This window comes from Knoellia altitudinis (genome assembly GCF_042666355.1).
Lineage (GTDB): Bacteria > Actinomycetota > Actinomycetes > Actinomycetales > Dermatophilaceae > Knoellia > Knoellia altitudinis.
Genome location: NZ_JBHTDK010000001.1, coordinates 2506203 through 2524665, shown reverse-complemented (window position 1 = coordinate 2524665; position 18463 = coordinate 2506203). Strand labels below are relative to the sequence as shown.

19 protein-coding genes are annotated in these 18463 nt (G+C 70.2%); 5 read left to right on the top strand and 14 right to left on the bottom strand.

Annotated elements, in window-relative coordinates:
* Nucleotides 1-1860 (bottom strand): glutamine--fructose-6-phosphate transaminase (isomerizing), encoded by a 1860-nt coding sequence (glmS, locus tag ACFQW8_RS11955; RefSeq protein WP_380087609.1) that lies wholly within the window; start codon nucleotides 1858-1860, stop codon nucleotides 1-3.
* Nucleotides 1861-1957: 97 nt separating this feature from the next.
* Between glmS and coaA the strand changes: the two genes are divergently transcribed.
* Nucleotides 1958-2950 (top strand): type I pantothenate kinase, encoded by a 993-nt coding sequence (gene coaA / locus ACFQW8_RS11950; RefSeq protein ID WP_380087607.1) that lies wholly within the window; start codon nucleotides 1958-1960, stop codon nucleotides 2948-2950.
* 29 nt (nucleotides 2951-2979) lie between these two features.
* Here the strand turns inward: coaA and ACFQW8_RS11945 are convergent, their stop codons facing one another.
* The 4 genes from ACFQW8_RS11945 to ACFQW8_RS11930 form a co-directional block, all read right to left on the bottom strand.
* On the bottom strand, nucleotides 2980-3696 hold the full coding sequence (locus ACFQW8_RS11945) for an HpcH/HpaI aldolase family protein (RefSeq protein ID WP_380087606.1): 717 nt from the start codon (nucleotides 3694-3696) through the stop codon (nucleotides 2980-2982).
* Between the two features lie 3 nt (nucleotides 3697-3699).
* On the bottom strand, nucleotides 3700-4488 hold the full coding sequence (locus tag ACFQW8_RS11940; RefSeq protein ID WP_380087605.1) for an aggregation-promoting factor C-terminal-like domain-containing protein: 789 nt from the start codon (nucleotides 4486-4488) through the stop codon (nucleotides 3700-3702).
* A 235-nt stretch (nucleotides 4489-4723) separates the two neighbouring features.
* Nucleotides 4724-6037, bottom strand: a complete 1314-nt coding sequence (locus ACFQW8_RS11935; RefSeq protein WP_380088666.1) for a PhoH family protein — start codon at nucleotides 6035-6037, stop codon at nucleotides 4724-4726.
* A 427-nt stretch (nucleotides 6038-6464) separates the two neighbouring features.
* Nucleotides 6465-7226, bottom strand: coding sequence for an isoprenyl transferase (locus ACFQW8_RS11930; RefSeq protein ID WP_380087603.1), 762 nt, complete (start codon nucleotides 7224-7226; stop codon nucleotides 6465-6467).
* A gap of 88 nt (nucleotides 7227-7314) precedes the next feature.
* Between ACFQW8_RS11930 and trhA the strand changes: the two genes are divergently transcribed.
* Nucleotides 7315-8013: a PAQR family membrane homeostasis protein TrhA gene (trhA, locus tag ACFQW8_RS11925; RefSeq protein WP_380087601.1), complete on the top strand. Its 699-nt coding sequence runs from the start codon at nucleotides 7315-7317 to the stop codon at nucleotides 8011-8013.
* Between the two features lie 233 nt (nucleotides 8014-8246).
* Here trhA and mca read toward each other — a convergent pair whose 3' ends face one another.
* Nucleotides 8247-9188: a mycothiol conjugate amidase Mca gene (gene mca / locus ACFQW8_RS11920; protein WP_380087599.1), complete on the bottom strand. Its 942-nt coding sequence runs from the start codon at nucleotides 9186-9188 to the stop codon at nucleotides 8247-8249.
* Nucleotides 9189-9287: 99 nt separating this feature from the next.
* Here mca and ACFQW8_RS11915 point away from each other — a divergent pair, with 99 nt between their 5' ends.
* Both ACFQW8_RS11915 and greA read left to right on the top strand, forming a co-directional pair.
* Complete coding sequence (locus tag ACFQW8_RS11915) at nucleotides 9288-9650, top strand: DUF4307 domain-containing protein (RefSeq protein ID WP_380087597.1); 363 nt, start codon at nucleotides 9288-9290, stop codon at nucleotides 9648-9650.
* A gap of 187 nt (nucleotides 9651-9837) precedes the next feature.
* Nucleotides 9838-10326 carry a transcription elongation factor GreA gene (gene greA / locus ACFQW8_RS11910; protein WP_380087596.1) on the top strand — a complete coding sequence of 163 codons (489 nt, stop codon included), beginning with the start codon at nucleotides 9838-9840 and terminating at the stop codon, nucleotides 10324-10326.
* Between the two features lie 88 nt (nucleotides 10327-10414).
* On the opposite strand, the gene ilvA is transcribed toward greA, so the two are convergent.
* The 7 genes from ilvA to ACFQW8_RS11875 form a co-directional block, all read right to left on the bottom strand.
* Nucleotides 10415-11653, bottom strand: coding sequence for a threonine ammonia-lyase (gene ilvA / locus ACFQW8_RS11905; RefSeq protein ID WP_380087593.1), 1239 nt, complete (start codon nucleotides 11651-11653; stop codon nucleotides 10415-10417).
* Between the two features lie 269 nt (nucleotides 11654-11922).
* Nucleotides 11923-12768 (bottom strand): ABC transporter permease, encoded by an 846-nt coding sequence (locus tag ACFQW8_RS11900; protein WP_380087591.1) that lies wholly within the window; start codon nucleotides 12766-12768, stop codon nucleotides 11923-11925.
* A complete protein-coding gene (locus ACFQW8_RS11895; RefSeq protein WP_380087590.1) occupies nucleotides 12765-13733 on the bottom strand; it encodes an ATP-binding cassette domain-containing protein in 969 nt (322 codons plus the stop codon). The genes ACFQW8_RS11900 and ACFQW8_RS11895 overlap by 4 nt, the downstream gene beginning before the upstream one ends.
* The gene (locus ACFQW8_RS11890) at nucleotides 13730-14155 is read right to left on the bottom strand and encodes a VOC family protein (protein WP_380087587.1); all 426 of its coding nucleotides are present in this window, start codon (nucleotides 14153-14155) and stop codon (nucleotides 13730-13732) included. The genes ACFQW8_RS11895 and ACFQW8_RS11890 overlap by 4 nt, the downstream gene beginning before the upstream one ends.
* A gap of 57 nt (nucleotides 14156-14212) precedes the next feature.
* Nucleotides 14213-15523 carry a glutamate mutase L gene (locus tag ACFQW8_RS11885; protein ID WP_380087585.1) on the bottom strand — a complete coding sequence of 437 codons (1311 nt, stop codon included), beginning with the start codon at nucleotides 15521-15523 and terminating at the stop codon, nucleotides 14213-14215.
* 1 nt (nucleotide 15524) lies between these two features.
* The gene (locus ACFQW8_RS11880) at nucleotides 15525-16712 is read right to left on the bottom strand and encodes a cystathionine gamma-synthase (RefSeq protein WP_380087584.1); all 1188 of its coding nucleotides are present in this window, start codon (nucleotides 16710-16712) and stop codon (nucleotides 15525-15527) included.
* A gap of 49 nt (nucleotides 16713-16761) precedes the next feature.
* Nucleotides 16762-17208, bottom strand: coding sequence for an MOSC domain-containing protein (locus ACFQW8_RS11875; RefSeq protein WP_380087582.1), 447 nt, complete (start codon nucleotides 17206-17208; stop codon nucleotides 16762-16764).
* 142 nt (nucleotides 17209-17350) lie between these two features.
* Between ACFQW8_RS11875 and msrA the strand changes: the two genes are divergently transcribed.
* Entirely contained in the window at nucleotides 17351-18043 is a 693-nt protein-coding gene (gene msrA, locus ACFQW8_RS11870) for a peptide-methionine (S)-S-oxide reductase MsrA (protein WP_380087579.1), read from the top strand.
* Nucleotides 18044-18172: 129 nt separating this feature from the next.
* Here the strand turns inward: msrA and ACFQW8_RS11865 are convergent, their stop codons facing one another.
* Nucleotides 18173-18454, bottom strand: a complete 282-nt coding sequence (locus ACFQW8_RS11865) for a hypothetical protein (RefSeq protein WP_380087578.1) — start codon at nucleotides 18452-18454, stop codon at nucleotides 18173-18175.
* Nucleotides 18455-18463: the final 9 nt, after the last annotated feature.

Here is an 18463-nt window from a genome sequence, read left to right as displayed (position 1 = left end):
TCACTCGACCGTGACGCTCTTGGCGAGGTTCCGCGGCTGGTCGACGTCGAGGCCCTTGGCCGTCGAGAGGTGCAGGGCGAAGACCTGCAGCGGGACGACCGTGAGCAGCGGCTGGAGCAGCGGCGAGGTCTGCGGGACGCGGATGACCTCGTCGGCGAACGGCACGACGTCCTCGTCACCCTCCTGCGCGATGACGATGGTGCGGGCGCCACGGGCGCGGATCTCCTGGATGTTGGAGACGACCTTCTTGTGCAGGTCGTGGGGGCTGTCGGGGCCCGGCACGACGACGAAGACCGGCAGGCCCGGCTCGATGAGCGCGATCGGGCCGTGCTTGAGCTCGCCCGCGGCGAAGCCCTCTGCGTGGATGTAGGCGAGCTCCTTGAGCTTGAGCGCGCCCTCCATGGCGATGGGGAAGCCGACGTTGCGACCGAGGAAGAGCACCGAGCGGGTGTCGGCCATGAAGCGGGCGATCTCCTGGACCCGGTCCATCGTGCCGAGGAGCTCCTCGATCTTGGCGGGGACCTCGTGCAGCTCCTTCATCACGGCCTGCGCGTCGTCGGCGAAGGTGCCACCGCGCAGCTGCGCGAGATAGAGGCCGAGGACGTAGCAGGCGGTGATCTGGGCGAGGAAGGCCTTGGTCGAGGCGACCGCGATCTCGGGTCCGGCATGGGTGTAGAGGACGGCGTCGGACTCGCGCGGGATCGTCGAGCCATGCGTGTTGCACACCGAGATCGTCAGGGCGCCGAGCTCGCGGGCGTGCTTGACGGCCATGAGCGTGTCCATGGTCTCGCCGGACTGGCTGATCGAGACGACGAGGCTGCGCTCGTTGACGATGGGGTCGCTGTAGCGGAACTCGTGCGCGAGCGTCACCTCGACGGGGATGCGGGTCCAGTGCTCGATCGCGTACTTCGCAACCATGCCGGCGTAGGCGGCCGTGCCGCAGGCGACGACGGTGATGCGGTCGACGTTGCCCAGCTGCTCCTCGCTGATGCGGAGCTCGTCGAGGACGAGGGCGCCGCTCTCGTCGGTGCGACCCAGGAGGGTGTCGCCGACGGCGTGCGGCTGGTCGAAGATCTCCTTCTCCATGAACGTCGCGTAGCCGCCCTTCTCGGCGGCAGCGGCGTCCCAGGTGACCTCGTAGGCCTTGCCCTCGGCGGGCGCGCCGTCGAAGCCGATGACCTCGTGCCTCTCGGGGGTGATCGTGACGATCTGGTCCTGCCCGAGCTCGAGAGCGTGCCGGGTGTAGCCGATGAACGCGGCGACGTCGGAGCCGAGGAAGTTCTCGCCCTCGCCGAGGCCGACGACGAGCGGGCTGTTGCGGCGGGCGCCGACAACGACGCCGGGCTGGTCGGCGTGCACGGCGAGGAGGGTGAACGCGCCCTCGAGACGGTTGACGACCAGCTGCATGGCCTTGGTGAGGTCACCGGTCTCGTCGAAGGCGCGCCCGACGAGCTTGGCCGCGACCTCGGTGTCGGTCTCGCTGAGGAAGTCGACGCCCTGGGCCAGGAGCTCCTTCTTGAGCGAGTGGAAGTTCTCGATGATGCCGTTGTGGATCAGGGCGAGCTTGCCGTCGTCTCCACCGTGGTGCGGGTGGGCGTTGCCGTCGGTGGGGCCGCCGTGCGTGGCCCACCTCGTGTGGCCGATCGCCGTCCGCGAGCCGGCGAGCGGCTGGGCCTCGATGGCACCCCGGAGGTTCTCGAGCTTGCCGGCCCGCTTCTCGGAGCGGATGCCACCCTCGGTGACGAGGGCGATGCCGGCCGAGTCGTAGCCACGGTACTCCAGGCGGGCCAGCCCCTCCATGACCACGCCCTCGGCGCGGTCATCCATGGTCCTGCCGACGTATCCGACGATTCCGCACATGGCCGCAAGCGTAATGGCTGGGGTCGCGCGCCCCGAACCGCAGCGCCGCGCACCACCACCCGGCGTATGCCGCCCGCGGATGCTCCGGTAGGCCACAATGGCGCGCGTGCCTGCCACGCCCGTAGTGCCCCCGTCCGGGTCCGAGCCGACGGTCTCCGTGCCGTCGCCCTACCTCGACTTCACCCGCGACGACTGGGCGGCGCGGCGCGAGAACCACCCGTTGAGCCTCACCCCCGGTGACATCGCCCGGGTGAGGGGGCTCGGTGACCGGGTCGACCTGCGCGAGGTGGAGCAGGTCTACCTCCCCCTGTCGCGGCTGCTCGCCTTCTATGTCAACGCGACCGCCGGGTTGCACCGGGTCACGACCGACTTCCTCGGGGACCGGCCGGCCAAGGTGCCGTTCGTCATCGGCATCGCCGGATCCGTGGCGGTCGGCAAGTCCACGACGGCACGCGTGCTGCGCGAGCTGCTGCGCCGCTGGCCCCAGACGCCTCGCGTTGACCTCATCACGACGGACGGCTTCCTGCGACCCAACGCCGACCTCGAGGCCCGAGGGCTGTTGCAGCGCAAGGGTTTCCCGGAGTCCTACGACCGGCGCGCCCTCCTCCGCTTCGTCGCGGACGTGAAATCCGGTATGCCGGGTGTCGTCGCGCCGGTCTACTCGCACCTCACCTACGACATCGTCCCCGGGGCCGAGATCGTCGTGGACCAACCGGACGTGCTCATCGTCGAGGGGCTCAACGTGCTTCAGCCCGCGACGGTGCGTTCGGACCTTCGCACGCGTCAGGTGCTCTCGGACTACTTCGACTTCTCGGTCTACGTCGACGCGCCCGTGGACCAGCTGCGCACCTGGTACGTCGAGCGGTTCCTGCGGCTGCGCGAGACGGCCTTCGCGGACCCGGAGTCGTACTTCCACCGCTATGCGGCCCTCACCGACGCGGAGGCGCGCGAGACCGCCGCCGGGATCTGGGAGCGGATCAACGAGCCGAACCTGCTGAGGAACGTTCTCCCCACGCGCGATCGGGCCACGCTGGTGCTGACCAAGGGCGCCGACCACGCGGTGACCAACATCCGCCTGCGTCGTCTGTGAGCCGGCCCCGGGCCGTGCCCGGGGACGAGTCAGCTCCGAGCGAGCAGGGTCTCGGTCCCGGCCGCGACGACCGCGGTGTCGGTCGTGACTGCGAGGCAGTCGTAGCCCCGTTCGCCGAGGACGCGAGCCCGCTCGGGGGTCCCTGCGAACGCCGCGACCCCGATGCCCGCTCTCTCGGCGGCGCGTCGCACCGTCGACAGGGGCCCGTCGGCGTCGGCGAGCAGGTCGTCCACCGAGGTCCCCAGCGAGAGCGCCAGGTCGAAGGGGCCGACGAAGAGGAGGTCCACGCCAGGGACGGCGGCGATGGCGTCGACGTTCGACAGGGCGAGCGCGGACTCGACCATGACGGCCACCTGCGTTCGCGACTGCTCCGGACCGGGCGCCTCCTGACCCCACAGCGGTGCCAGTGGCCCCCAGCTGCGGTGCCCCGTCGGCGGGTAGTGCGCGGCCGCCACCGCAAGGCGCGCATCGTCGACAGTGTCGACGAGGGGGACCACGACGGTCGACGCGCCGACGTCCAGGGCGAAGCCGATGTCGGCGGCATCCACCCGTGCCACTCGCACCGCGAAGGAGTGCCCGTCGGCGCTCAGCGTCCGGCCCACCTCGAGCAGGGCACGGCGGTCGAACTCACCGTGCTGGGCGTCCAGGGCGACCCAGTCGGCGGCAGAGCGCGCGAGCAGACCGACGACGACGGGGCTGCTGACCGAGCACCAGATCCCGCTCGAGCCGGCCGCGAGTGCGCCCACGACTCAGTACCAGTGCGGGAAGCGGTTGTTCCAGAACTCCCACGCGCCACACGGCGTCCCGTAGGACTGCTTGATGTAGTCCAGGCCCCACCTGATCTGCGTGACCGGGTTGGTGCGGTAGTCGGCGCCCGCGCTCGCCATCTTGCGAGCGGGCAGGCTCTGCGGGATGCCGTAGGCACCCGATGACGGGTTCTCGGCGGTGTAGTCCCACGAGCTCTCGCCCTCCCACAGGAGGTTGAGGCAGTTCCACTGGCGATCGCTCGAGAAGCCGTAGTCGGACATCAGCGCTCGCGCGGCCGAGCGGGGGTCGGCCTTGGCACCGGCGACGAGGGAGGCGCGCTGCTTGTCCCGAGCGGCCTTCTGGGCTGCGGCGGCCCGCACCTTGGCCACCTGTGCAGCCTTGGCCTTGGCGACCTTCGCCGCCGCGTCCGCCTTGGCCTTGGCGGCCTTGGCCGCGGCGTCTGCCTTGGCCTTGGCCTCGGCCTGCGCCTTGGCATCGAGCGCGGCACGCTGGGCGTTGACTCCGGCCCGCTCGCTCGAGATGCGCGAGCTGTCGGCGAACCTCTCCTTGGCGGCGGTCGCGGCCTGGCTCATCGCAGCGGCGCTCCGGGTGAACGGCTCCGAGTCGGCGACGGCGTCGTTGGAGCCGACCCCCACGGCTCCCGTGCCCACGAGGGCGAGCGCCATCCCTGCCGTCACGGCCGGGCGGCGCGCGACACCGAGCGCCCGCGTCAGTGGTCCCTCGGATGGACGGGCGTGGCGCCCGCGGTGGGTTCCGCGGTACCTGCTCATACGGGGACGTTCCTTCCAGAGATCACGACGGTGACGGCAGACGCACAACAGCCCGGCTGACGGGGCAGTCGGGCTGCGTTACCAAATCGAGACCAATTTACGCGAGAAGTCGCCGATGGCCAAACCGAGCCCTCCGGGCTGGACGTGCTCGGCAGCCCAGCACGACACGCGAGGTATGCCGCCCGCTCCGGTGAGCGGACGGCATACCGACGGGTGTCGCCGTGCTTCGCAGGCCTCAGAGGTCGCCGTGCTCCTGCTCGAGAAGGTCGGTGACGAGGGCGGCGATGGGGCTGCGCTCACTACGTGTCAGCGTGACGTGGGCGAAGAGCGGGTGGCCCTTGAGCTTCTCGATGACCGCGGCGACGCCGTCGTGCCGACCGACCCGGAGGTTGTCACGTTGGGCCACGTCGTGGGTCATCACGACCTTGGAGTTCTGGCCGATCCGCGAGAGGACCGTGAGGAGCACGTTTCGCTCGAGCGACTGGGCCTCGTCGACGATGACGAACGCGTCGTGGAGCGAGCGACCGCGGATGTGGGTCAGGGGCAGGACCTCGAGCATGCCGCGGTCGAGGACCTCCTCGACGACCTCACGCGAGACGAGCGCCGACAAGGTGTCGAAGACCGCCTGGCCCCACGGGTTCATCTTCTCCGACTCCGAGCCGGGCAGGTAGCCGAGCTCCTGGCCGCCCACGGCATACAGAGGTCGGAAGACGACCACCTTGCGCTGCTGACGGCGCTCCATGACGGCCTCGAGGCCGGCGCAGAGGGCCAGGGCCGACTTGCCGGTCCCTGCGCGGCCACCGAGGCTGACGATGCCGATGTCGGGGTCCAGCAGGATGTCGAGGGCGATGCGCTGCTCGGCGCTGCGACCGTGGAGGCCGAAGGCGTCGCGGTCACCCTTGACGAGCCGCACCTGCTTGTCGGCCCCGACCCGACCCAGGCCGCTGCCACGGGGCGAGAGCAGCTTGAGACCGGTGTGGCAGGGCAGCTCGGCCGCGCCGAGGTGCTCGAGGCGGCCGTACTCGTAGAGGTGGTCCATCTCCTCGACGCTCACGCTCACCTCGGACATGCCGGTCCAGCCCGAGTCGACGGCCAGCTCGGCGCGGTACTCCTGGGCCTCCATGCCACAGGCCGAGGCCTTGACCCGCATCGGCAGGTCCTTGCTGACGATCGTGACGAGGCGCCCCTCGTTGGAGAGGTTCTTGGCGACCGAGAGGATGCGCGTGTCGTTGTCGCCCAGGCGGAACCCGGCGGGCAGCGACGACGGGTCGGTGTGGTTGAGCTCGACGCGCAAGGTGCCACCCTCGTCGCCGACGGGCACGGGGGCATCGAGCCGGCCGGCCGTGATCCGCAGGTCGTCGAGCAGCCGCAGCGCCGTGCGGGCGAAGAAGCCCAGCTCGGGGTGGTGCCGCTTGCCCTCCAGCTCGGTGATCACGACGATCGGGAGGACGACCTCGTGCTCCTTGAACCGCAGGATCGCGCGCGGGTCGGAGAGCAGGACCGAGGTGTCGAGGACGTAGGTCCGGTTCTCCGGCTCCTCGACGTCCAGGTGACCCGTGGTCGTGGTGTCGGCGGCGTCCGGTTCGGTCGCCCCCGTCCCGCTCGCGCGCTGGCGCTGCCGGGTGCTCCCGGCGGTGGTCGTCGGGAAGGCGGCGGTGGAACGCGAGGGTGTGGCCACGGCGGGGCTCCTAGGCGCGCACGATCATGAGGTGCGCTGACTCGAAGGTGTGGATCCCGGTCGGCCCACTGCCACGAGCAGGGAGCCGGGACCGGTCCCTCCCGTCGGAGCCGTGGTGTGCTCCATGCGATGGACCTCCCGAAACACGTCGGGTGACGTGCTACTCGCGACGCTACGGCCGGGTCACCCCGAGAACACCCTCACGCGGTCGGCGTGTCGAGGTGTTCACCCGGCCTTCACGTGGCGTGCGTGACGCACGGGACAGGCGTGACGGGTGCGATCACTCCACCCCCCGGTCTCAGGCGCCGAAGCGACGCTGTCGCTCGCCGTACGCCCGCAGCGCCCGTAGGAAGTCGACCTTGCGGAAGTCCGGCCAGTAGGCCTCGCAGAAGTAGAACTCGGAGTGGGCGCTCTGCCAGAGCAGGAAGCCACCCAGGCGCTGCTCCCCCGACGTGCGGATGACGAGATCCGGGTCGGGCTGCCCCTTGGTGTAGAGGTGGTCGGCGATGTGCTCGACGTCGAGGATCTCGGCCAGCTCCTCGATGCTCGTGCCGCGGTCCGCGTGCTCCAGGAGCAGGGAGCGCACGGCGTCGGCGATCTCGCGACGACCGCCGTAGCCGACGGCGATGTTGACGAGCAGCCCTTCGACGTCGTCGGTGCGGGCAGCCGAGGCCTCGAGCCGCTCGCGGGTGGCGGTCGGCAGGAGTGACAGGGCTCCGACCGGGTGCAGCCGCCACTGTCGCGTGTCGGCGAGCTCGTCGACGGCCCGCTCGATGATGCCGAGCAGAGGGCGCAGCTCGGACTCGGCGCGACTGAGGTTGTCGGTCGAGAGGAGCCACAGGGTCACGACCTCGACCCCGACCTCCTCGCACCAGGCAAGGAAGTTGGCGATGTTGTCGGCGCCGGCCTGGTGCCCCTCGCTGGTGCCGGCCCCCCGCGCCCTCGCCCACCGACGGTTGCCGTCGAGCATCACGCCGACGTGGCGGGGGACGCTCTCGGGGGGCAGGCGCTTGGTCAGTCGACGCTCGTATGCCGCGTACAGGACATCGCTGAGCGCCATGGCGTCACCGTACCGTTGAGCGCATCACACAACACAGTCCACGGCTGGAGGTTTGAACCTACGCAAACGTAGGTATGTTGAGGGACATATGGACCAGCGACGCGAACCCAGCACCATCGATGCCCTCGAAGAACGCGTCGATGCGGTGCTCGATGTCGTCAAGCCCAAGCTGCGCGGCTGGCTCCACCTCGCCATGGCACCGATCGCCTTCATCGGTGGCCTGGTCCTCGTCGTCCTCAGTGACACGGTGCAGGCCAGGGCCTCGGCCGCCGTCTTCACCCTCACCGCCGTGCTGCTCTTCGCGATGTCGGCGGTCTACCACCGCGGCACGTGGTCACCGCGATGGGGCACGGCGCTGAAGCGGATCGACCACTCCAACATCTTCCTCATCATCGCCGGCAGCTACACGCCGTTCGCCCTGTTGCTCCCGCGCGACCAGGCGACGACACTGCTCGCGGTCGTCTGGGGTGGGGCGCTCCTCGGGGTCGCGTTCCGCCTCGTGTGGATCCACGCCCCGCGCTGGCTCTACGTCCCGGTCTACGTCGCACTCGGGTCGGTCGCGGTCTTCTTCCTCGGCCCGCTACTTCGTCACGCCGGGACCACGGTCGTCACCCTGGTCATCGTCGGCGGGGCGCTCTACACGCTCGGCGCCATCGTCTACGGGATCAAGCGACCCAACCCGTCTCCCCGGTGGTTCGGTTTCCACGAGATCTTCCACACCCTGACGATCCTCGCGTTCATCGTCCACTACATCGCCGCGTCCATCGCGCTCTACGACCGGGCCTGAGGCGCCGGTCGCCGCTCCCTCGGCGACCTTCTGGCGATAGGACATCCGGCGCATCCGCGCGTTCATGTTGCGCATGAGCAGCCATAGCGCGATCGCGAGGAAGAGGAAGGCGGCAAAGGCCCAGAGCCCTGGAGCCGCCTGTTGGCTCGGCGTGCCCTCGGTCGCCGTGCTCGGGCTCGGACTGGGCGTGACCGACAGGGGGAGCAGGACGACCTCGGTGAGCATCCACGTGATCATGCGGTGCGCTCCTTGCGTCCGTCGTGCGCGATCGTCAGGGTCCCGGACGTCGCGAGCGCATCGGCCTCGGTCACGTCAGCGGGGATCCCGGCGAAGAGGTCGTCCTCACCCTCGGCGATGGGGATGTAGGACAACCCGGCCTCGTAGTCCTCCCACGGCCAGACCCGCGCCTGCTCCTCGCGAGAGACCTTGAAGAAGTTGCCGTCGGGGTCGACCTGCGTCGCGTGGGCGAGCAGCGCCCGGTCGCGCCGGTCGAACCACTCGTCGCACCGGATCCGCGTGGTGACCTCACGCTCACGTGCGGGGTCCCAGTTCTCCAGCCACGCGGCATACGGGCTCTCCTCACCGAGAGCGGTGAGGGCCTCATGGAAGGCGACCACGCGGCCACGACTGAAGGTCTGGTTGTAGTAGATCTTGAGGGGCTGCCACGGCTTTCCTGCATTGGGGTATGCCGTGGGGTCACCGGCCGCTTCGAACGCCGCCATCGACACGGTGTGGCACATGATGTGGTCCGGGTGCGGGTAGCCACCGTTCTCGTCGTAGGTCGTCATGACGTGCGGTCGGAAGCGCCGGATCTCTCGCACGAGGGCCTCGGCCGTGACCTCGACCGGCTCGAGGGCGAAGCAGCCCTCGGGCAGCGGCGGCAGCGGGTCGCCCTCGGGCAGGCCGGAGTCGACGAAGCCGAGCCAGCTGTGCTGCACCCCGAGGATCTCCTGGGCGCGCCTCATCTCGTCGCGACGCACCTGGGCGAGGTCACGCAGGATGTGCGGGTCGTCGGCCAGCTTGGGGTTGAGCACGTCGCCGCGCTCGCCGCCGGTGCACGAGACGACGAGGACGTCGTGGCCCTCGTCGACGTACTTCGCCATGACCGGCGCACCCTTGCTCGACTCGTCGTCGGGGTGCGCGTGCACACACATGAGACGGAGGCGTTCTGCCACAGGGGGTCCTTCGGGATCGGTTCGGGCACGGGCGACAATGGACTTCCTCCATCTTCGCACTCACCCTCCGTGCCGCCACCATCGACTTAGGGACCCTCGATGCCACTCCCCCGCCCCGCCTCCGGCACCGCCCGCTGGTGGGTCGTCGGCATCCTCGGCGGCTCGGTCATGGTGGGGTTCATCGTCTGGTTCGCCCTCGCCTCCGCGAACGCCCTCGAGGCGGTCGTCACGACCTACGACGTGAAGAGCGACTCGGAGATGAGCGTGGGCTACGACGTGCATCGGCCCGATGGCGCCGCTGTGCGATGCACGATCGAGGCGCAGGACGTCCGGCACGGACGCGTCGGCACCGTCACCGACGACGTCCCGGCAGGAGCGGAGTCGGTGCACCGTGAGGTGACGGTGCGCACGAGCGCGCGGGCGGTCACGGGGGTCGTGTCGTCCTGCGTCCGCGTTCCCTGATCGCGCTGCGCCCGCACGACGACGTGCTTTCCAGCAAGGACGTTGCTATCCTTGTTCTTTCCAGCAACGGGTCTGGGGCCATCGAACCGCATGAGGTTCAGCCCCGGGCCCTTTCACGTAGGACCAGCACCCCCACCCGCGGCGGCATCCGTCGCCCCGGTCAGGGGCACCCGAGGAGTGAACTTCAGTGAGCGAGACCGTCGTCAAGACGAGCTACCTGACCCAGGAGGCGTTCGACCGCCTCAAGGCCGAGCTCGACGAGCTCTCCGGTCCGGGTCGTGCGGACATCGTCGCCAAGATCGAGGCCGCCCGCGAAGAGGGCGACCTCAAGGAGAACGGCGGCTACCACGCAGCCCGCGAGGAGCAGGGCAAGAACGAGGCGCGCATCCGCCAGCTCACCCAGCTGCTCGACCGCGCCATCATCGGTGAGACCCCTCCCGATGACGGCATCGTGGAGCCCGGCATGCTCGTCACCGTCGAGATGTTCGGCGACGAGGAGACCTTCCTCCTCGGTTCGCGCGAGATCGCCGACGGGTCCCTCACCGTCTACAGCGAGCAGTCGCCCATCGGCTCAGCCGTCAACGGCAAGAAGGCCGGTGACGAGACGAGCTACGAGGCGCCCAACGGCAAGCAGATCGACGTCAAGATCCTCTCGGCCAAGCCCTACACCGGCTGACGGTCGCCTGACCCGAGAAGGGCGCTCCCCCGTCACGGGGTGAGCGCCCTTCTCGCACGTCAGGTGTGTGAATTGGCGGGTCGGGGGTTCAGGCGTTCACTCCGTCGTGCACGACGGTGTAGCCCTTGGCGCGCATCGCCGCGAGGACGCGCTCGCAGTGCTCCGGACCACGGGTCTCGAGGCGGAGGGCGATCTCGACCTCGTCGACGTTGATCCGCGGCCCGGTGCGGATGTGCTCGATCTCGAGGATGTTGGCGTCGACCCCGGCACAGTCGGCGAGGATCGCGGCCAGCGAGCCCGGGGTGTCCGGGACGCGCACCGAGAACTGCAGGTACCGACCGGCGGCGACGAGCCCGTGGCGGATGATGCGCAGCATGAGGAGCGGGTCGATGTTGCCACCGGAGAGGACCGCGACGACCGGCCCCTCGATCTCGTCCGTGCCGGCGCTCTCGAGCAGCCAGCCGACGGCGGAGGCGCCGGCCGGCTCGACGACGAGCTTGGCGCGTTCCAGGATGAAGAGCAGCGCCCGGGACATGCCGCCCTCGCTCACCGTCTCGACGCTGTCGACGAGGTCACGCACCAGCGGGAACGTGACGTTGCCCGGCAACCCGACGGCGATGCCGTCGGCCATGGTCGACATCTTCCCTGCGGCCAGCGGGTGTCCTGCGGCCAGCGAAGCGGGGTATGCCGCGGCCTGCTCGGCCTGGACGCCGATGATGCGGACATCAGGCTTGAGCTCGCGCACGGCCACGGCGATGCCAGCGAGCAGGCCCCCGCCACCGAGGCCGACGACGATGGTCCTGACGTCGGGGCACTGCTCGAGGATCTCGAGTCCGCAGGTGCCCTGTCCCGCGACGATGTCGTCGTGGTCGAAGGGGTGGATGAGCACGGCTCCCGTCTCGAGCGCCCAGGCCCGGGCGTGGACGAGGCTCTCGTCGAGGGTCTCGCCGACCTGCTCGATCGTGGCGCCGTAGGCCTTGGTCGCCTGCACCTTCGGCATGGGAGCCCGCACGGGCATGTAGACCTTGACCGCGATGCCGAGCATCTGTCCGGCGAGGGCAACCCCCTGCGCATGGTTGCCGGCGCTCGCTGCGACGACACCACGGGCCTTCTCGGCCTCGGTGAGGTGGAACATCCGGTTGTAGGCGCCGCGGATCTTAAAGGACCCGGCCCGTTGGAGGTTCTCGCACTTGAGGAAGACGTCGGCGCCGACTCGCTGCGACAGGCCGCGGTTGAACTCCATGGGTGTCGGAGCAATGACGGTGGAGAGCAGGTCAGCGGCGGCGCGGATCTCGGCCACCGTCACCGACGACGATGTGGGTGTCATGGCGCGAGGGTATCGACCCTTGCCCCATCGCCTGGCCGCGCCCGTGTGCATTGCTGCCGTGGGGCGCAGCAGTGCACACCCACGCTGTGCACTGCCTCGGTGGGGCGCAGCAGTGCACACCCCCGCTGTGCACTGCCTCGGTGGGGCGCAGCAGTGCACACCCATGCCGTGCACTGCCTCGGTGGGGCGCAGCAGTGCACAGCGCTCACCGAGAGCACGGGACGGCTGGGAGCGACCGGACCGTGGGTGGCTGGCGGTGGGACGTGGTCTCAGTCGGTCGTGCGCTTGTTGAACGCCCGCACGGCCAACGGAGCGATGATCGCGGTGATCGCGAGCGACCAGATGATCGTGGCGAGCTCCGGGTTCTGGAGGGACCAGGGCGCGTCGGCGCGCACCGACCCGCCGACCCCCCAGTTGTCGCGCATGGCCTGGGTGAGGGAGGAGATCGGGTTCCACTCGGCGATGGTGCGCAGCCACGAAGGCATGGTCTCGGTGGGGGCGAAGGCGTTGGAGAGGAAGGTGATCGGGAAGATCGTCGTGAACATCAACCCGTTGACCGCCTCGACCGAGCGCATCGCCGAGCCGACGAGGATGCCGACCCAGATCATGGCGAAGCCGAAGAGCAGGAGCAGACCGTAGCTGAGCAGGCCCTTGAGGACCCCCTCATGGATCCGCCACCCGATGAACAGACCGGTCACCGACATGACGGCGACACCGATGCTCGAGTGGATGAGGGCGGCGATCGACCTCGAGACGAGGATCGAGGAGCGCTGGATCGGCAGCGACCGCAGCCGGTCGACCATGCCCTTGCCGATGTCGGTGTTGAGCCCGATGGCGACGATGAACGCGCTGAACGCGATCGTCTGGGCCATGATCCCGGGTAGGAGCCACGGCTTGTAGTCCCCTCCCTGGACGTTGATGGACCCACCGAAGACGTAGGCGAAGAGCAGCACGAACATGATCGGCTGGATCGTCACGTCGGTGAGCATCTCGGGCTGGCGCTTGATGTGGGTGAGGTTGCGCCGGACCAAGGTCATGATCTGGCGGAGCTGGCTTGCACCACTGGGTCGTGGCACGGTGCGGTCGAGGACCGCGGCTTCCGTGGCGGCGCTCATGCCGACACCTCTTCCTGGTTGCTGGTCTCTTCTGCCTTGTGTCCGGTGAGGGCGAGGAACACGTCGTCGAGACTGGGTCGCTGCATACCGAGGTCGTCGACCTCGATGCCGGCCTCATCGAGCTGGGCCGCGATGCGGGTGAGGGCGCCGACGTCCCCACCCGGTGCCGTGAGCTTGCGCGCGTCGGCGTCGACGTGGACGTCACCGACGACTCCGCGGAGCAGCTCGGCCGCCTGGTGGACCTCGTCGTGGCGCGACACCGTCACGACGAGGCTGGCGGCGCCGGACTGGTTCTTGAGCTCCAGCGGCGTGCCTTGGGCGATGATCCTGCCCTTGTCGATGACGACGATGTCGTCGGCGAGCTGGTCGGCCTCGTCGAGGTACTGGGTCGTGAGCAGCAGAGTCGTGCCGTCTCGCACGAGGTCGCGCAGGACGTCCCACAGCTCCACCCGACTTCGTGGGTCGAGCCCGGTGGTCGGCTCGTCGAGGAAGAGGACCGGCGGGTGCGCGATGAGGCTCACTGCGAGGTCGATGCGTCGCCGCATGCCGCCCGAGTAGTCCTTGACGACCTTGTCGCCGGCATCGGTGAGCGAGAACTGCTCGAGCAGCTCGTCGGAGCGTTTGCGCACGAACCGTCGGTCCAGCCCGTAGAGGTCCCCGATGAGCCGGAGGTTCTCCCGACCGGTGAGCAGGTCGTCGACGGTGGCGCTCTGCGCGGTGAGACCCATCGACGCCCGCACGGCAGCAGGCTCCGTCACGACGTCATGGCCGGCGACCCGGGCCGACCCGCTCGTGGGGTTCGCCAACGTGGTCATCATCCGCACCGTCGTCGTCTTGCCTGCGCCGTTGGGCCCGAGAAGGCCGAAGACCGACCCCTTGGGCACCGCGAAGCTGACGTCGTCGACGGCGGTGAAGCTCCCGAACTTCTTGACGAGGTTCTCGGCCTCGATGACGTGCTCGATCATGAGCTCATCCCGCCGCAGAGGCAGAACGGGTGACCGGCCGGGTCGAGGTAGACCTTGAAGCCGCCGTCCTCGCTCGGCTGGTGCTCGTGGACTGTCGCCCCTGCCGCCAGCACCGCGGGCTCGGCCTCCGCGATCGCGGGCACGGCGAGGTCGATGTGGAACTGCTGCGGATGCGCGCCTCCGGGCCACGTCGGCGGCACCCAGTCGTCGATCCGCTGGAACGCCAGCGTGGTGCGTCCGTCGGGACGGTCAGGGGCGACCACGCCGCCGGGCGGCTCGAGGGTGGCCCAGTCACGGTCGGACTCCTCCTCGAGCCCCCAGCCGAGGACCTCGCCATAGAAGCGGGCGAGCTCGAGGGCGTCGGGGCAGTCGAGGACGATGAGGTCGAGGATGGGTCGAACAGGAGCGGCGTCTTCACTCATGCCTTCGAGCGTATGACGGACCACCGACACCGCCCACCCCTTTTCCGGACCTGCTCCTCAGGAGATGGTCAGGGCGAGGGCGCGCGCGGCCTCCGGGTGCGGGTCCGCGAGCAGACCGCAGGCGAAGAGCACGTATGCCGTGTCGACGCCTTGCGTCGCCGCGGCGGGCACCGTCCACCCGCCGGCGTGGTCGCTCACGACCGCGCCGAGCACGCCACCGGCCAACGCGTCCGGACCATGGCGCAGCACGCCGCCCGAGCCGAGGACCAACCCGACGTCGGCGAGTGGTCGTGGCCGGTCACCGGAGACGCGCGAACGGCCGTGCCGACGCGCAGCCACGACCGCAGCGACCCGGGCCAGCCCGGTCTCGTGCTCCCACTCCTCCGGCGTCGAGGCCCGGTGACCGGTCGCGGCGGTGACGCGTGCGGCATACGCCGCGGTCTCGGGCGACAGCGCAAGGTGCTCGCGCTCGGCCGCCTCGACGATGCCGACGGCGTTCCAGCGCATGCCGAGGTCGGCCTCGACGGTGCGTTCGTGCCACAGCGAACCGGCGACGTCGCGCTCGATCTCGGCGTCCTCCCCCTGGGGCCGGAGCACCGAGTAGACGTCGGTGGTCGCCCCACCGATGTCGATGACCAGGACGTCCTCGCCGCGCACGTCGGCGAGCAGCTCGACCCCCTGGAGGACGGCGTCGGGCGTGGCCGCACGCACGAGCTCGGTGAAGCCACGGCCGCGCGACAGGCCCTTGCCGCCGATGACGTGCTCGAGGAAGGCGGCCCGGATGGCACCGCGCGCGTCACCCGGGGCGATGACGCCGATCCGCGGCAGGACGTTGCTCGTGACGGTGTGGCGACGGCCGGTGCGCGTCAGTTCGGCCGACACCTCCTCGGCCACGTCGGCGTTGCCGGCCACGACGACCGGCATCGTCACGCGGGCGTTCGCCAGGCGAGCTGCATTGTGCCGCAGCACATCTGCGTTCCCACCGTCCGTGCCGCCGACGAGCAGGACGAGGTCGGGAGCGGCGGCACGCAGCTGGCGCACCCCATCGCCGGTGAGCGGCCCCGATGACACGTGCACGACCCGACCACCCGCCGACAGGGCAACCCGGTGCCCGGCCTCCGCCGTCACCTCGCGCTCGTAACCCACCACGGCGATGCGCAGCCCACCGCCTGCGGACGAGCACACGAGCGTCTCGGTGACGGGACCCTGGGTGGCGAGCTCACCGCATACGGCATCGACTCCGTCCATGACATCGGTCCCCACCGTCGTCGGTGAGGACGCGGCGCCTGCGAGCGCACCGGTCGACACGTCGACGAGCACGGCCTTGGTGAAGGTCGACCCGACGTCGACGCAGAGGACGAGCGGCACGTCAGGTGAGGCGGTCGAGGGCCTGCTTGAGATCGGCGATGAGGTCCTCGACGTCCTCGATGCCGACGGAGAGCCGGATGAGGTCGCTCGGGACCTCGAGCTCGGTGCCCGCGACGGACGCGTGGGTCATGCGGCCGGGGTGCTCGATGAGGGACTCGACGCCTCCGAGGGACTCACCGAGGGTCCAGATCGTCGTCTCGGCGCACACCTTGACGGCGACGTCCTCACCGCCCTTGACGCGAAAGGCGACCATGCCACCGAAGCGCTTCATCTGACGCTTGGCGACCTCGTGGCCCGGGTGCTCGGGCAGGCCCGGGTAGTGCACCGCCGTGACGCCGTCGTGGTTCTGGAGGAAGTCCACGACCTTCTCGGCGTTGTCGCAGTGCCGCTCCATACGGATGGCCAGGGTCTTGAGGCCACGCTGGACGACCCACGAGTCGAACGGGCCGGCGATGGCGCCCATCGAGTTCTGGTGGAACGCCACGCGGTCGCTCGCCGGCTCGTCGTCGAACCACGGCACCGTGACGCCGTGCCCGACGACGACGGCACCGCCGACGACGTCCGAGTGACCGCCGCAGTACTTCGTCGTCGAGTGCAGGACGAGGTCGGCGCCGTCGGCGAGCGGCTGCTGGAGGTAGGGCGAGGCGAAGGTGTTGTCGACGACGAGCAGGGCCCCGGCCTCGTGGGCGATCTCGGCGAGGGCGGAGATGTCGGCGATGCCGAGCATGGGGTTGGTCGGAGTCTCGACCCAGACGATGCGGGTCTTCCCCGGCTGGATCGCGGCCCGCACGGCGTCGTTGTCGGCGATCGCGGCGATGGTGTGCTCGACGCCCCAGTGCGTGAGGACCTTGTTGAAGAGGCGGTAGGTGCCGCCGTAGGCGTCCGAGGGCACGACGACGTGGTCGCCCGGGCTGAGGAGCGCGCGCAGCACGGTGTCCTCGGCGGCGAGGCCGGAGGCGAACGCGAACCCGCGCTCACCACCCTCCAGCGCGGCGAACCCGGTCTCGAGCGCGGTGCGGGTGGGGTTGGCGGAGCGGCTGTACTCGTACCCGTTGCGGAAGCCCCCGATGCCGTCCTGCTTGTAGGTCGACGTCTGGTAGATCGGGGTGACGACCGCACCCGTCGTGGGGTCGGGATCCTGCCCGGCATGGAGGGCGCGGGTGGAGAAGCCGAGGGGTGCATCAGTCATGACGACAGGGTATGCCGCGTGGTCCCGACCCTCGTCGGCCGCCGGGTCTTCAGTCGAGGACCTCGAGGCGGTCGCCGACACTGATGCTCCCGCTGCTCAGCAGTCGGCAGACCGCCCCGCCCCGACCGTGCAGGGCCCTCATCGCGCCGGGGGCGATCCAGTCGTCGAGCAGCCGGCACGGCGCCGCCGGACGGACGACCTGCAGCTCGACCGTGCCGACGCGGAACCGCTGGCCCGGGCGGGTCGGCACCGGACCGGGCGTGAGCGTCAGGTTGCGGCGCGTCGCGCCCGGGCTGATGTCGGCGCCCAGCGCCTCGCTCGCTGCGGCGACGTCGCCGGCTGCCTGCACGGAGACATGGCGGTGGCGGGTGCCGTGGTAGCGGTCGCCGACGAGCCCGCGCCCCTCCTCTGCCTCGACGGTCGCGACCTCCTTGACCGGCAGTCGCGACCCGGGTGCGATGTGGATCGCGCTGACGACACTCAGCTGTTCGCTCACAGCCCCATCATCGCCCCGGGTGCCCGGGTGCTTCGCATGGGGAGCGCTCCGACCGCCCGGGGGCAGGAGGCGGGGAAGAATGGGAACGCCCAGACGTTGAACTCCACAGACCCCTCTTTGTCGCACCTCCCAGGAGAGCTCCATGTTCGGTTCGCGCGCCAAGACCACCATGCCCACCGCCCCCGACGCCCTGCCCGGTCGGGAGACTCGCCCGTTCACCGTGCCGACGACCCACGAGGTGCTCGGCACGCCGCTCGAGGGCCCGTGGCCTGACGGCACCGAGGTCCTCTACGTCGCGATGGGCTGCTTCTGGGGCGCCGAGCGCATCTTCTGGCAGCTGCCCGGTGTCGTGACGACGGCCGCGGGCTACATCGGTGGCTTCACGCCGAACCCGACCTACGAGGAGACCTGCACCGGCCGCACCGGTCATGCCGAGGCCGTCCTCGTCGCCTACGACCCGACGCAGACCACGCCCGAGCTGCTCCTCAAGGCCTTCTGGGAGAACCACGACCCGACCCAGGGCAACCGGCAGGGCAACGACGTCGGCACGGCATACCGCTCCGCGATCTTCTGGACAACGCCCGAGCAGGAGGCCGCAGCGAAGGCGACCCGCGAGGCGTTCCAGGGTGAGCTGACCCGCGTCAACGCCGGGTCGATCACGACTCAGCTCGCGCCGGCCCAGGACGTCGGCGAGTTCTGGTACGCCGAGGACTACCACCAGCAGTACCTCCACAAGAACCCGAACGGCTACTGCAACCACGGCCCCAACGGGCTGACCTGCCCGATCGGCGTCGCGAACCTCCCGGCGCAGACCGACGTCCTCCCGCCCGCCTGAGGCACTCAGGGTCCGGCTCGCGCGCCCGAGGGCTCGCCGTGCCGGAGGCATGACGCACATCCGGTGTCAGGGCGCGGAACAATCCGCGCCATGGCGCCGGATCCGTGCCCGTGACGTGGGCTGCGGGGGTCAGGCGGCCCGGGCGATCGTGAGGACGATGCCGACGACGGCTGCGGTCGCGAGGCAGGCGAAGCCGGCGATGCGCAGTGGGGCGCCGACCTTCCAGTGATCGCGCGGGCCCGGCGCGTCGAACCCGGGGTGACCGCCGATGTCGGAGCTGCCGGCCGGGCCGCCGAAGCCGCCCCTGATCTCAGCCGTCGGTCGTGCGCTCCGCATCCGCAGGAAGCCCACGGCGAGCAGCAGCACCCCGAGCACGGCAAGAACGACGACGAGCCACCACCATCCGGTCATGCCTCACAG

Bases quoted from the DNA above. Each gene is read 5' to 3' on its own strand.
- glmS (WP_380087609.1), bottom strand. From the start codon at position 1,860: ATGTGCGGAATCGTCGGATACGTCGGCAGGACCATGGATGACCGCGCC.
- coaA (WP_380087607.1), top strand. From the start codon at position 1,958: ATGGCGCGCGTGCCTGCCACGCCCGTAGTGCCCCCGTCCGGGTCCGAG.
- ACFQW8_RS11940 (WP_380087605.1), bottom strand. From the start codon at position 4,488: ATGAGCAGGTACCGCGGAACCCACCGCGGGCGCCACGCCCGTCCATCC.
- ACFQW8_RS11930 (WP_380087603.1), bottom strand. From the start codon at position 7,226: ATGGCGCTCAGCGATGTCCTGTACGCGGCATACGAGCGTCGACTGACC.
- trhA (WP_380087601.1), top strand. From the start codon at position 7,315: ATGGACCAGCGACGCGAACCCAGCACCATCGATGCCCTCGAAGAACGC.
- ACFQW8_RS11915 (WP_380087597.1), top strand. From the start codon at position 9,288: ATGCCACTCCCCCGCCCCGCCTCCGGCACCGCCCGCTGGTGGGTCGTC.
- ilvA (WP_380087593.1), bottom strand. From the start codon at position 11,653: ATGACACCCACATCGTCGTCGGTGACGGTGGCCGAGATCCGCGCCGCC.
- ACFQW8_RS11900 (WP_380087591.1), bottom strand. From the start codon at position 12,768: ATGAGCGCCGCCACGGAAGCCGCGGTCCTCGACCGCACCGTGCCACGA.
- ACFQW8_RS11895 (WP_380087590.1), bottom strand. From the start codon at position 13,733: ATGATCGAGCACGTCATCGAGGCCGAGAACCTCGTCAAGAAGTTCGGG.
- ACFQW8_RS11890 (WP_380087587.1), bottom strand. From the start codon at position 14,155: ATGAGTGAAGACGCCGCTCCTGTTCGACCCATCCTCGACCTCATCGTC.
- ACFQW8_RS11880 (WP_380087584.1), bottom strand. From the start codon at position 16,712: ATGACTGATGCACCCCTCGGCTTCTCCACCCGCGCCCTCCATGCCGGG.
- msrA (WP_380087579.1), top strand. From the start codon at position 17,351: ATGTTCGGTTCGCGCGCCAAGACCACCATGCCCACCGCCCCCGACGCC.
- ACFQW8_RS11865 (WP_380087578.1), bottom strand. From the start codon at position 18,454: ATGACCGGATGGTGGTGGCTCGTCGTCGTTCTTGCCGTGCTCGGGGTG.